At 67.6% G+C, this 12468-nt stretch carries 9 protein-coding genes; all 9 read left to right on the top strand.

All coding sequences use genetic code 11. From position 1 onward, the window contains the following. The first annotated feature begins 10 nt into the window (after positions 1-10). Positions 11-1438 (top strand): alginate biosynthesis TPR repeat lipoprotein AlgK, encoded by a 1428-nt coding sequence (algK, locus tag AC1RB9_RS07210; protein WP_003112887.1) that lies wholly within the window; start codon positions 11-13, stop codon positions 1436-1438. Beyond that, a complete protein-coding gene (gene algE, locus AC1RB9_RS07205; protein ID WP_003092105.1) occupies positions 1435-2907 on the top strand; it encodes an outer membrane porin AlgE in 1473 nt (490 codons plus the stop codon). Before algK ends, algE begins: the two co-directional genes overlap by 4 nt. Positions 2908-2927: 20 nt before the next feature. Beyond that, complete coding sequence (gene algG / locus AC1RB9_RS07200) at positions 2928-4559, top strand: mannuronan 5-epimerase AlgG (RefSeq protein WP_003453577.1); 1632 nt, start codon at positions 2928-2930, stop codon at positions 4557-4559. Positions 4560-4571: 12 nt separating this feature from the next. Continuing rightward, entirely contained in the window at positions 4572-5996 is a 1425-nt protein-coding gene (gene algX / locus AC1RB9_RS07195) for an alginate biosynthesis protein AlgX (RefSeq protein ID WP_003092107.1), read from the top strand. A gap of 3 nt (positions 5997-5999) precedes the next feature. Continuing rightward, the gene (gene algL, locus AC1RB9_RS07190; RefSeq protein WP_003453578.1) at positions 6000-7103 is read left to right on the top strand and encodes an alginate biosynthesis protein AlgL; all 1104 of its coding nucleotides are present in this window, start codon (positions 6000-6002) and stop codon (positions 7101-7103) included. A 229-nt stretch (positions 7104-7332) separates the two neighbouring features. Further along, positions 7333-8895 carry an MBOAT family O-acyltransferase gene (locus tag AC1RB9_RS07185; RefSeq protein WP_003159522.1) on the top strand — a complete coding sequence of 521 codons (1563 nt, stop codon included), beginning with the start codon at positions 7333-7335 and terminating at the stop codon, positions 8893-8895. A 14-nt stretch (positions 8896-8909) separates the two neighbouring features. Next, on the top strand, positions 8910-10085 hold the full coding sequence (algJ, locus tag AC1RB9_RS07180) for an alginate O-acetyltransferase (protein ID WP_003092111.1): 1176 nt from the start codon (positions 8910-8912) through the stop codon (positions 10083-10085). A gap of 72 nt (positions 10086-10157) precedes the next feature. Continuing rightward, entirely contained in the window at positions 10158-10808 is a 651-nt protein-coding gene (gene algF / locus AC1RB9_RS07175) for an alginate O-acetyltransferase AlgF (RefSeq protein ID WP_003092112.1), read from the top strand. 196 nt (positions 10809-11004) lie between these two features. Further along, the gene (locus AC1RB9_RS07170) at positions 11005-12450 is read left to right on the top strand and encodes a mannose-1-phosphate guanylyltransferase/mannose-6-phosphate isomerase (RefSeq protein ID WP_003092113.1); all 1446 of its coding nucleotides are present in this window, start codon (positions 11005-11007) and stop codon (positions 12448-12450) included. Positions 12451-12468: the final 18 nt, after the last annotated feature.

The following is a 12468-nucleotide window of genomic DNA, read 5'->3' as shown; positions in this document are numbered from 1 at the left end:
GTACCCGACCATGAAGATGCCCATCCTCCCTCCCCTGCCCCTGGCGTCCCGGCACCTGCTGCTGGCCTCGGCCATCGCCCTGGCCGCCGGCTGCGCCGGGCTGCCCGACCAGCGCCTGGCCCAGGAGGCCCTGGAGCGCGGCGACCTCGCCACCGCCCAGAGCAACTACCAGGCCCTGGCCGCGATGGGTTACGCCGACGCCCAGGTCGGCCTCGCCGACATGCAGGTCGCCAGCGGCGACAGCGCCCAGCAGGCCAAGGCCGAAAAGCTCTACCGCGAGGCCGCGCAGACCTCGCCGCGGGCCCGCGCGCGCCTTGGCAAGTGGCTGGCGGCCAAGCCCGGCGCCAGCGACGCCGAGCACCGCGAGGCCGAGCGCCTGCTCAGCCAGGCCTTCGAACAGGGCGAGGACAGTGCCCTGGTGCCGCTCATCGTGCTCTACCTGCAGTACCCGCAGTCCTGGCCGGAAATCGACCCGCAGCAGCGCATCGACCAGTGGCGCGCGCGCGGACTGCCGCAGGCCGACCTGGCGCAGATCATCCTCTACCGCACCCAGGGCACCTACGCCCAGCACCTGGGCGAGATCGAGCAGGTCTGCCAGCGCTGGCTGCGGCGCATGGACGTGTGCTGGTACGAACTGGCCACGGTCTACCAGATGCAGGGCAACGCGGAAAAGCAGAAGGTCCTGCTCGAACAGCTGCGCGCCGCCTACAAGGCCGGCCGGGTGCCCGGCGAGCGGGTCGACTCGGTGGCCGGGGTGCTCGCCGACGGCGAACTCGGCCAGCCCGACCCGCAGACCGCCCAGGCGCTGCTGGAAGAGATCGCGCCGAGCTACCCCGCGGCCTGGGTCAGCCTGGCCAAGCTGCTCTACGACTATCCCGACCAGGGCGACCTGGAAAAGATGCTCGGCTACCTGAAGAACGCCCAGGACGCCGCCCAGCCACGCGCCGAACTGCTCCTCGGGCGCCTCTACTACGACGGCAAGTGGGCGCCGCAGGACCCGCGCAAGGCCGAGCGGCACCTGCTCAAGGCCGCCGCCAGCGAACCCCAGGCCAACTACTACCTGGGGCAGATCTACCGCCGCGGCTTCCTCGGCAAGGTCTATCCGCAGAAGGCCGTCGACCACCTGATCCTCGCCGCCCGCGCCGGCCAGGCCAGCGCCGACATGGCCCTGGCCCAGCTCTGGTCGCAGGGCCGCGGCATCCAGCCGAACCGGGTCAACGCCTACGTCTTCGGCCAGCTCGCCGTGCAGCAGCAGGTACCGCAGGCCAGCGACCTGCTCGGGCAGATCGAAGCGCAACTGCCGCCGGCCGAACGCAGCCAGGCGCAGCAATTGCTCAAGCGCGAACAACAGAGCCGCGGCAACAACTGGCAGGCCACCGTCAGCCTGCTGCAGAGCCAGGACTCGCCGATCAACGAAGAAGAGCCAGAAAGCCTATGAACAGCTCCCGTTCCGTCAACCCGCGGCCGTCCTTCGCGCCGCGCGCCCTGTCCCTGGCCATCGCCCTGCTGCTCGGCGCGCCGGCGTTCGCCGCCAACAGCGGCGAGGCGCCGAAGAACTTCGGCCTGGACGTGAAGATCACCGGCGAATCGGAAAACGATCGCGACCTCGGCACCGCTCCCGGCGGCACCCTCAACGACATCGGTATCGACCTGCGGCCCTGGGCCTTCGGCCAGTGGGGCGACTGGAGCGCCTACTTCATGGGCCAGGCGGTGGCCGCCACCGACACCATCGAGACCGACACCCTGCAATCGGACACCGACGACGGCAACAACAGCCGCAACGACGGTCGCGAGCCGGACAAGAGCTACCTCGCCGCACGCGAATTCTGGGTCGACTACGCCGGCCTCACCGCCTACCCCGGCGAGCACCTGCGCTTCGGCCGCCAGCGCCTGCGGGAAGACAGCGGCCAGTGGCAGGACACCAACATCGAGGCGCTGAACTGGAGCTTCGAGACCACCCTGCTCAACGCCCACGCCGGGGTCGCCCAGCGTTTCAGCGAATACCGCACCGACCTCGACGAACTGGCTCCGGAGGACAAGGACCGCACCCATGTGTTCGGCGACATTTCCACCCAGTGGGCGCCGCACCACCGCATCGGCGTGCGCATCCACCACGCCGACGACAGCGGCCACCTGCGCCGCCCCGGCGAGGAAGTCGACAACCTCGACAAGACCTATACCGGCCAGCTCACCTGGCTCGGCATCGAGGCTACCGGCGATGCCTACAACTATCGTTCGAGCATGCCGCTGAACTACTGGGCCAGCGCCACCTGGCTGACCGGCGACCGCGACAACCTGACCACCACCACGGTCGACGACCGGCGCATCGCCACCGGCAAGCAGAGCGGCGACGTCAATGCCTTCGGCGTCGACCTCGGCCTGCGCTGGAACATCGACGAGCAATGGAAGGCCGGCGTCGGCTACGCCCGCGGCAGCGGCGGTGGCAAGGACGGCGAGGAGCAGTTCCAGCAGACCGGGCTGGAGAGCAATCGCTCCAACTTCACCGGCACCCGCTCGCGCGTGCACCGCTTCGGCGAAGCCTTCCGCGGCGAACTGAGCAACCTCCAGGCAGCCACCCTGTTCGGCTCCTGGCAACTGCGCGAGGACTACGACGCGAGCCTGGTCTACCACAAGTTCTGGCGCGTCGACGACGACTCCGACATCGGTACCAGCGGCATCAACGCCGCCCTGCAACCGGGCGAGAAGGACATCGGCCAGGAACTCGACCTGGTGGTGACCAAGTACTTCAAGCAAGGCCTGCTGCCGGCCTCGATGAGCCAGTACGTCGACGAGCCCTCGGCGCTGATCCGCTTCCGCGGCGGCCTGTTCAAGCCGGGCGACGCCTACGGGCCGGGCACCGACTCGACCATGCACCGCGCCTTCGTCGACTTCATCTGGCGCTTCTGAGCCCCGCGAGGAAACCGGACATGCCCGACATTTCCCTTTCGATCCCCCGCCGCCGGCTCCCGCGCCTGCGCCCGCTGGCCGCGGCAGTGCTCGGCGCGGTGCTGCTGCACGGCCAGGCGTGGGCGGCGCAGCCGGTGGAGAAACCGCAGCCGGTCCCGGCGCAGGCCGGCAACGAGCCGGGCCTGACCCAGGGCCTGAAGGAAACCGGCAACTACACGGTGACCACCGCGCCGGCCGAACCGTTGCACCTGGACCCGCCGAAACTGCCCGACCTCTCCGGCTACACCGCCGCCGCGGTGGAAGCCAAGATCGTGCGCAAGCCGGGTGGCCACGCCAGCGTGCAGCGCATGGTCCAGCAGCAGCCGCTGAAGGAGTTCACCGGTGGCAGCAACCGCCTCGCCGAATGGGTCAAGCGCCAGCGCCAGATGCCCCAGGCGATCTTCATCGAAGGCGGCTACGTGAACCTCGCCCAGCTCGCCGGCAAGCTTCCCGCCAGCGCGCTGGAACAGGTCGAGCCGGGGGTGTTCGTCGCCCGCCTGCCGATCGTGGTCAGCCAGGGCGCGACCCTCGACATCGACAAGCAGGTCAAGGAACTGCGCCTGTCCCAGGAGCGCGGCGCGTTCCTGGTCAACGACGGCATGCTGTTCGTCCGCGACAGCAAGGTCACCGGCTGGAGCGAATCGAAGAAGGAGCCGGCCTGGTTCAAGACGCCCAACGAGTTCCGTCCGTTCCTGATCTCCTGGGGCGGCGCCGAGGTGTACCTGAGCAACAGCACCTTCACCAGCTTCGGCTACAACGCCTCCAAGGCCTACGGCATCTCCATCTCGCAGTACAGCCCGGGCATGGACAAGCAGATGAAGCGCCCGCGCCCCAAGGGCTGGGTGATCGACTCGACCATCGTCGACAGCTGGTACGGCTTCTATTGCTACGAGGCCGACGACCTGGTGGTGAAGGGCAACACCTACCGCGACAACATCGTCTACGGCATCGACCCGCACGACCGTTCGCACCGCCTGATCATCGCCGACAACACCGTCCACGGGACCAGGAAGAAGCACGGCATCATCGTCTCGCGGGAAGTCAACGACAGCTTCATCTTCAACAACCGCAGCTACGAGAACAAGCTTTCCGGGATCGTCCTCGACCGTAACAGCGAGGGCAACCTGGTGGCCTACAACGAGGTCTATCGCAACCATTCCGACGGTATCACCCTCTACGAGAGCGGCGACAACCTGCTCTGGGGCAACCAGGTCCTGGCCAACCGCCGCCACGGCATCCGCGTGCGCAACAGCGTGAACATCCGCCTCTACGAGAACCTCGCGGCGGGCAACCAGCTGATCGGCGTGTACGGCCACATCAAGGACCTCACCAACACCGACCGCAACATCGCCCTCGACCCATTCGACACCAAGGTCTCGCTGATCGTGGTCGGCGGCAAGCTCGCCGGCAACGGCTCCGGCCCGCTCTCGGTGGATTCGCCGCTGAGCCTCGAACTGTACCGGGTGGCGATGCTCGCCCCGACCAAATCCTCCGGCATCAGCCTGCCCGGCGTTCTCGGCGAGAAGCAGGACCAGATCCTCGACCTGCTGGTGCGCCAGGACAAGGCGGTGCTGATCGACCCCGTGGAAAGCCAGGCCGAACTCCAGGACTGAGGACCCAGACGCATGAAAACCCGCACTTCCCGACTGTTCCGCCTGAGCGCCCTGGCCGCCGGCCTCTGCCTGGCCCAGGCAGCCCTGGCCGCCGACCCCGGCGCGGCGCCGAGCTACCAGGCGCTGCCGGCCGGCAACCTGTGCCCGGCCGCCGCCGACGACTCGCGCTACAACACCAAGTACCTGGGCTTCTTCACCCACCTGGTGCAGGCCCAGGACGACTGGCTGTTCCGCACCACCTACGACCTGCGTACCGACTTCGGCACCAGCGCCGAAGGCTGGCGCGAACTCCGCGCACTGCGCGACGAACTCAAGCGCAAGGGCATCGAGCTGGTGGTGGTCTACCAGCCGACCCGCGGCCTGGTGAACCGCGAGAAGCTCAGCCCGGCGGAAAAGGCCGGCTTCGACTACGAGCTGGCGAAGAAGAACTACCTGGCGACCATCGCCCGCTTCCGCCAGGCCGGCATCTGGACCCCGGACTTCTCGCCGCTGTTCGACGAGAAGGAGGAGCACGCCTACTACTTCAAGGGCGACCACCACTGGACTCCCCATGGCGCCCGGCGCAGCGCGAAGATCGTGGCCGAGACGCTGAAGCAGGTGCCCGGCTTCGAGGAGATCCCGAAGAAGCAGTTCGAAAGCAAGCGCGTCGGCCTGCTGTCCAAGCTCGGCACCTTCCACAAGGCCGCCGCGCAACTCTGCGGCAACAGCTACGCCACCCAGTACGTCGACCGCTTCGAGACCGAGCCGGTGGGCGCCAGCGACAGCGGCGACCTGTTCGGCGACGGCGGCAACCCGCAGATCGCCCTGGTCGGCACCTCCAACAGCGGCCCGGCCTACAACTTCGCCGGCTTCCTGGAGGAGTTCAGCGGCGCCGACATCCTCAACAACGCGGTGTCCGGCGGCGGCTTCGACAGTTCGCTGCTGGCGTACATGACCAGCGAGGAATTCCACAAGAACCCGCCGAAGATCCTCATCTGGGAATTCGCCACCCACTACGACATGGCGCAGAAGAGCTTCTACCGCCAGGCCATGCCGCTGGTGGACAACGGCTGCTCCGGCCGGAAGACCGTACTCAGCCGCAAGGTCAAGCTGCGCCAGGGCCGCAACGAGGTGCTGCTGAACAGCGCCGCGCTACCGATCCGTAGCGGCAGCTACGTCGCCGACGTGACCTACAGCGACCCTTCGGTACACGAGTTGAAGAACACCATCTGGTACATGAACGGCCGCCGCGAGCAGTTGAAGATCGAGCAGTCGAAAGCCGTCGATACCGGCGGCCGCTACGTCTTCCAGCTGCGCAACGACAGCGACTGGGCCGACCAGCAGTTCCTTTCCCTGGAAATCGAAGCGCCGGAGGACATGCCCCAGGGCCTGGAGGTCCAGGCCAGCATCTGCCAGGCGGCGCCCGCCAAGGCCAGCCAGTCGGTGGCCGGGAGGTAAACGATGAAAACGTCCCACCTGATCCGTATCGCCCTGCCCGGTGCCCTCGCCGCGGCATTGCTCGCCAGCCAGGTCAGCCAGGCCGCCGACCTGGTACCCCCGCCCGGCTACTACGCGGCGGTCGGCGAGCGCAAGGGCAACGCCGGCAGCTGCCCCGCGGTGCCGCCGCCGTATACCGGCAGCCTGGTCTTCACCAGCAAGTACGAAGGCTCCGATTCGGCGCGGGCGACCCTCAACGTCAAGGCGGAGAAGACCTTCCGCTCGCAGATCAAGGACATCACCGACATGGAGCGCGGCGCCACCAAGCTGGTCACCCAGTACATGCGCAGCGGCCGCGACGGCGACCTGGCCTGCGCACTGAACTGGATGAGCGCCTGGGCCCGCGCCGGCGCCTTGCAGAGCGACGACTTCAACCACACCGGCAAGTCCATGCGCAAATGGGCGCTGGGCAGCCTCTCCGGCGCCTACATGCGCCTGAAGTTCTCCAGCTCGCGGCCGCTCGCGGCCCACGCCGAGCAGAGCCGGGAAATCGAGGACTGGTTCGCCCGGCTCGGCACCCAGGTAGTCCGCGACTGGAGCGGCCTGCCGCTGAAGAAGATCAACAACCATTCCTACTGGGCGGCCTGGTCGGTGATGTCCACCGCGGTGGTGACCAACCGCCGCGACCTCTTCGACTGGGCGGTGAGCGAGTTCAAGGTCGCCGCCAACCAGGTCGACGAGCAGGGCTTCCTGCCCAACGAACTCAAGCGCCGCCAGCGCGCCCTCGCCTACCACAACTATGCGCTGCCACCGCTGGCGATGATCGCCGCGTTCGCCCAGGTCAACGGCGTCGACCTGCGCCAGGAGAACCACGGCGCCCTGCAGCGCCTGGCCGAGCGGGTGATGAAGGGAGTCGACGACGAGGAAACCTTCGAGGAGAAGACCGGCGAGGACCAGGACATGACCGACCTCAAGGTCGACAACAAGTACGCCTGGCTGGAGCCCTACTGCGCCCTCTACCGCTGCGAGCCGAAGATGCTCGAGGCGAAGAAGGACCGCGAGCCGTTCAACAGTTTCCGCCTCGGCGGCGAAGTGACGCGGGTGTTCAGCCGCGAAGGGGGAAGTTGAGGGCGTGGCGGGAAGCGGGCGCACAGGCCGGGGGCCACGCGCCCCTCTACCCCGCTCGCCGACCAGGCGCCACACCCCGACCCATGCGCGACAGACGCGGGCGGGCGCAACACCTTAGGCAACACCACGGGGAGGAAAACGGCGGGTCGTCCCGCCTTTCCTCGAGCGCTCCAGGGCGCGGAAAGGCAGGGCCGACCTGAATGGTTGACGCTCTAGAGAGAGAGACGGCATGGTCTTTTCTTCAAACGTGTTCCTGTTCCTGTTCCTGCCGGTCTTTCTCGGCCTGTACTACCTGAGCGGCGAACGTTACCGGAACCTGCTGCTGCTGATCGCCAGCTACGTGTTCTACGCCTGGTGGCGGGTGGACTTCCTCCTGCTGTTCGCCGGGGTCACCGTCTTCAACTACTGGATCGGCCTGCGCATCGGCGCCGCCGGCGTACGCACCAGGGCCGCGCAACGCTGGCTGATCCTCGGCGTGGTGGTCGACCTCTGCGTGCTCGGGTACTTCAAGTACGCCAACTTCGGCGTCGACAGCCTCAACGAGATCATCACCTCGTTCGGCATGCAGCCGTTCGTGCTGACCCACATCCTGCTGCCGATCGGCATCTCCTTCTACACCTTCGAGTCGATCAGCTACATCATCGACGTCTACCGCGGCGATACCCCGGCGACCCACAACCTGATCGACTTCGCCGCCTTCGTCGCGATCTTCCCGCACCTGATCGCCGGCCCGGTGCTGCGCTTCAAGGACCTGGTCGACCAGTTCAACCACCGCACCCACACCGTCGACAAGTTCGCCGAAGGCTGCACCCGCTTCATGCAGGGCTTCGTCAAGAAGGTGTTCATCGCCGACACCCTGGCCGCCCTCGCCGACCACTGCTTCGCCCTGCAGAACCCGACCACCGGCGACGCCTGGCTCGGCGCCCTGGCCTACACCGCGCAGCTCTACTTCGACTTCTCCGGCTACAGCGACATGGCCATCGGCCTCGGCCTGATGATGGGCTTCCGCTTCATGGAGAACTTCAACCAGCCCTACATCAGCCAGTCGATCACCGAGTTCTGGCGGCGCTGGCACATCAGCCTGTCGACCTGGCTGCGCGACTACCTCTACATCAGCCTGGGCGGCAACCGCGGCAGCACCTTCCAGACCTACCGCAACCTGTTCCTGACCATGCTCCTCGGCGGCCTGTGGCACGGCGCCAACTTCACCTACATCATCTGGGGCGCCTGGCACGGCATGTGGCTGGCGATCGAGCGGGCCCTCGGAGTGAACGCCGCGCCGCGCGTGCTCAACCCGTTGAAGTGGGCGTTCACCTTCCTCCTGGTGGTGATCGGCTGGGTGATCTTCCGCGCCGAGAACCTGCAGGTCGCCTGGCGCATGTACGAAGCCATGTTCAGCTTCGGCACCTGGCAGCTCTCCGAACTGAACCGCGCCAACCTCACCGGCCTGCAGGTCGGCACCCTGGTCCTGGCCTACCTGGTGCTGGCGTTCTTCGGCCTGCGCCAGTTCTACAACCAGCCATTGCAGACCAAGGCGCCCAAGGCCGCGGCGAACAGCGACGAAGTGGCCGCCGACGGCCCGGCCAGTGCCCAGCCGCGTGCCCCGCGCGAGGCCGCCGGCGACCCGGCGGCGATCGCCTACTCGCCGAGCGGCGCGCTGGTCTACCAGCCGAGCTGGCTCAGCCAGTTGCCCGTCCTGGCCACCCGCCTGGCGCTGCTCCTGCTGTTCGCCGCCTCGGTGCTGAAGCTCTCCGCGCAGAGCTACTCGCCATTCCTCTACTTCCAGTTCTGAGCGAGGCCCACGCCATGACACAGAGCATTTCCCGCCCCCTGCAATACGCCTATATCGCCGCCTTCGGCGGGCTGCTGCTGGGGCTCGCCGGATGGTCGCTGAAGAGCGTGCCGGGCTTCTCCGCCGCGGCCGATACGCCACTGCTCAACGGCAAGCTGGCGCACGCCTTCGAAGCCCACTACGACAAGGAATTCCCGATCAAGCGCCTGGGCACCAACCTCTGGGCCGCACTCGACTACACGCTGTTCCACGAAGGCCGCCCCGGCGTGGTGATCGGCAAGGACGGCTGGCTGTTCACCGACGAAGAGTTCAAGCCGGCACCGAGCGGCCAGCAACTGGAAGACAACTGGGCACTGGTACGCGGCGTGCAGCGCGAGCTGAACCGGCGCGGCGTCAAGCTGGTGCTCGCGGTGATCCCGGCCAAGGCCCGCCTGTATCCCGAGCACATCGGCCGCGAGCAGCCGGCCGCGCTGCACGACAGCCTCTACCAGGACTTCCTGGCCCGCGCCCGCGCCGCCGGCATCGACAGTCCCGACCTGCTCGGCAGCCTGCGCCAGGCCAAGGACAACGGCGCGGTGTTCCTGCGCACCGACACCCACTGGTCGCCGCTCGGCGCGGAAACCGTGGCCCAGCGCCTCGGCGCGGAGATCCGCGAGACGCACCTGCTGGATGTGCCGGCGCAGAACTTCGTCACCCGCGTCGGCGAAGAACGCACGCACAAGGGCGACCTGCTCAGCTTCCTGCCGCTGGACCCGCTGTTCGACGAACTGCTGCCGCGTCCGGAGCAGTTGCAGCAACGCACCACCGAAGCCGCGCCGGCACTGCCGGGCGGCCAGCAGTCCGGCGCGGGCGACGACCTCTTCGGCGATAGCCAGCAACCGCGCCTGGCGCTGGTCGGCACCAGCTACAGCGCCAACCCCAGGTGGAACTTCGAGGGCGCGCTGAAACAGGCGCTGTCCGCCGACCTGATCAATTACGCGAAGGAAGGCAAGGGCCCCCTCGAACCGATGCTGGAACTGCTGCAGGACGAAGGCTTCCGCAAGGACCCGCCGCAACTGCTGGTCTGGGAGTTTCCCGAGCGCTACCTGCCGATGGCCAGCGACCTCAGCCAGTTCGACGCCGACTGGGTCGCCCAGCTGAAGGCCAGCGGCGGCCGCGACGAGCGCCTGGCCGCCAGCCGCAACGATTGAACGAACACAGCCAAGGCTGTTTACCCACGGGGCCGAACGCCCCGCTGAAGAAGAAGCAACGGAGGAATACCCATGAACCCGATGACCCGCCGCCACACCTGGACCCGCCTGGCCTGCGCACTTTCCCTCGGCGTCGCCGCATTCGCCGCGCAGGCCGACGAGGGCGCCCTGTACGGGCCCCAGGCACCCAAGGGCTCGGCCTTCGTCCGCGCCTACAACGCCGGCAACAGCGAACTCGACGTGTCGGTCGGCAGCACCAGCCTGAACGACGTCGCGCCGCTCGGCTCCAGCGACTTCAAGTTCCTCCCCCCCGGCAGCTACACCGCCCAGGTCGGCCAGCAGAGCCTGCCGGTCAAGCTCGACCCGGACAGCTACTACACCCTGGTCAGCCAGCCCGGCGGCAAGCCGCAGCTGGTGGCCGAGCCGCCGTTCAAGAACAAGCAGAAGGCGCTGGTACGGGTGCAGAACCTCAGCGGCTCGAAGCTGACCCTGAAGACCGCCGACGGCAAGACCGACGTGGTCAAGGACGTCGGCCCGCAAAGCCACGGCGACCGCGAGATCAACCCGGTGAAGGTGAACCTGGCGCTGTTCGACGGCAGCAAGAAGGTCAGCGACCTGAAGCCAGTCACCCTGGCCCGCGGCGAGGTGGTCTGCCTGTACGTCACCGGCAGCGGCGGCAAGCTCGCGCCGGTCTGGGTCAAGCGCCCGGTGAAGGCGGACTGAGACCGACCGGGAGAGGCTCGCCCCTCCCGGCATTCCACACAACAAGACCGGCCCGACACCGGCGCACCAACCGTCAGCGCTCCCGCAGAAGGAGCGCACTGGAGAGGTCACCCGGGGCTCCGTGGAGCCCGGTAACGAGATATCCCGCCGCGCGGCGGGATCCCTAGACAGACGCATCGCTTCAAGGAGAAACAACATGATCCCAGTAATCCTTTCCGGTGGCAGCGGCTCGCGACTCTGGCCTCTTTCCCGCAAGCAGTACCCCAAGCAGTTCCTCGCCCTCACCGGCGACGACACCCTGTTCCAGCAGACCATCAAGCGCCTGGCCTTCGACGGCATGCAGGCACCGCTGCTGGTGTGCAACAAGGAGCACCGCTTCATCGTCCAGGAACAGCTGGAGGCACAGAACCTGGCGAGCCAGGCGATCCTCCTCGAACCCTTCGGCCGCAACACGGCGCCGGCGGTGGCCATCGCCGCGATGAAACTGGTCGCCGAGGGCCGCGACGAACTGCTGCTGATCCTTCCCGCCGACCACGTGATCGAGGACCAGCGCGCCTTCCAGCAGGCCCTGGCGCTGGCCACCAACGCCGCCGAAAAGGGCGAGATGGTGCTCTTCGGCATTCCCGCCAGCCGCCCCGAGACCGGCTACGGCTACATCCGCGCGAGCGCCGATGCGCAACTGCCGGAAGGCGTCAGCCGGGTGCAGAGCTTCGTCGAGAAGCCCGACGAAGCCCGCGCCCGCGAGTTCGTCGCCGCCGGCGGCTACTACTGGAACAGCGGCATGTTCCTGTTCCGCGCCAGCCGCTACCTGGAAGAACTGAAGAAGCACGACGCCGACATCTACGACACCTGCCTGCTGGCCCTGGAGCGCAGCCAGCACGACGGCGACCTGGTGAACATCGACGCCGCCACCTTCGAATGCTGCCCGGACAACTCCATCGACTACGCGGTGATGGAGAAGACCTCACGCGCCTGCGTGGTGCCGCTGTCCGCCGGCTGGAACGATGTCGGCAGCTGGTCGTCGATCTGGGACGTGCACGCCAAGGACGCCAACGGCAACGTCACCAAGGGCGACGTGCTGGTCCACGACAGCCACAACTGCCTGGTGCACGGCAACGGCAAGCTGGTCTCGGTGATCGGCCTGGAGGACATCGTGGTGGTGGAAACCAAGGACGCCATGATGATCGCCCACAAGGACCGGGTGCAGGACGTCAAGCACGTGGTCAAGGACCTCGACGCCCAGGGCCGTAGCGAGACCCAGAACCACTGCGAGGTCTACCGCCCGTGGGGCTCCTACGACTCGGTGGACATGGGCGGCCGCTTCCAGGTCAAGCACATCACCGTGAAGCCCGGCGCGCGCCTCTCGCTGCAGATGCACCACCACCGCGCCGAGCACTGGATCGTGGTTTCCGGGACCGCCCAGGTGACCTGCGACGACAAGACCTTCCTGCTCACCGAGAACCAGTCGACCTACATCCCGATCGCCTCCGTGCACCGCCTGGCCAACCCCGGCAAGATCCCGCTGGAGATCATCGAGGTGCAGTCCGGCAGCTACCTCGGCGAGGACGACATCGAGCGCCTGGAAGACGTCTACGGGCGCACCGCAGAACCGGCCCTGCAAGTGGTCGCCGGCAGCCGCTGAAGCGTCGACCCGGCCCCC

This window comes from Pseudomonas sp. 20-5 (genome assembly GCF_056782835.1).
Note: the sequence above shows the minus strand (reverse complement) of the source record. Positions and strands in the feature narration are given on the sequence as shown.

What these genes read in the sequence shown, in the direction of transcription:
- AC1RB9_RS07170 (WP_003092113.1), top strand. Translation starts at nt 11,005, where the DNA reads ATGATCCCAGTAATCCTTTCCGGTGGCAGCGGCTCGCGACTCTGGCCT.
- algJ (WP_003092111.1), top strand. Translation starts at nt 8,910, where the DNA reads ATGACACAGAGCATTTCCCGCCCCCTGCAATACGCCTATATCGCCGCC.
- algK (WP_003112887.1), top strand. Translation starts at nt 11, where the DNA reads ATGAAGATGCCCATCCTCCCTCCCCTGCCCCTGGCGTCCCGGCACCTG.
- algF (WP_003092112.1), top strand. Translation starts at nt 10,158, where the DNA reads ATGAACCCGATGACCCGCCGCCACACCTGGACCCGCCTGGCCTGCGCA.
- algL (WP_003453578.1), top strand. Translation starts at nt 6,000, where the DNA reads ATGAAAACGTCCCACCTGATCCGTATCGCCCTGCCCGGTGCCCTCGCC.
- algX (WP_003092107.1), top strand. Translation starts at nt 4,572, where the DNA reads ATGAAAACCCGCACTTCCCGACTGTTCCGCCTGAGCGCCCTGGCCGCC.
- AC1RB9_RS07185 (WP_003159522.1), top strand. Translation starts at nt 7,333, where the DNA reads ATGGTCTTTTCTTCAAACGTGTTCCTGTTCCTGTTCCTGCCGGTCTTT.
- algG (WP_003453577.1), top strand. Translation starts at nt 2,928, where the DNA reads ATGCCCGACATTTCCCTTTCGATCCCCCGCCGCCGGCTCCCGCGCCTG.
- algE (WP_003092105.1), top strand. Translation starts at nt 1,435, where the DNA reads ATGAACAGCTCCCGTTCCGTCAACCCGCGGCCGTCCTTCGCGCCGCGC.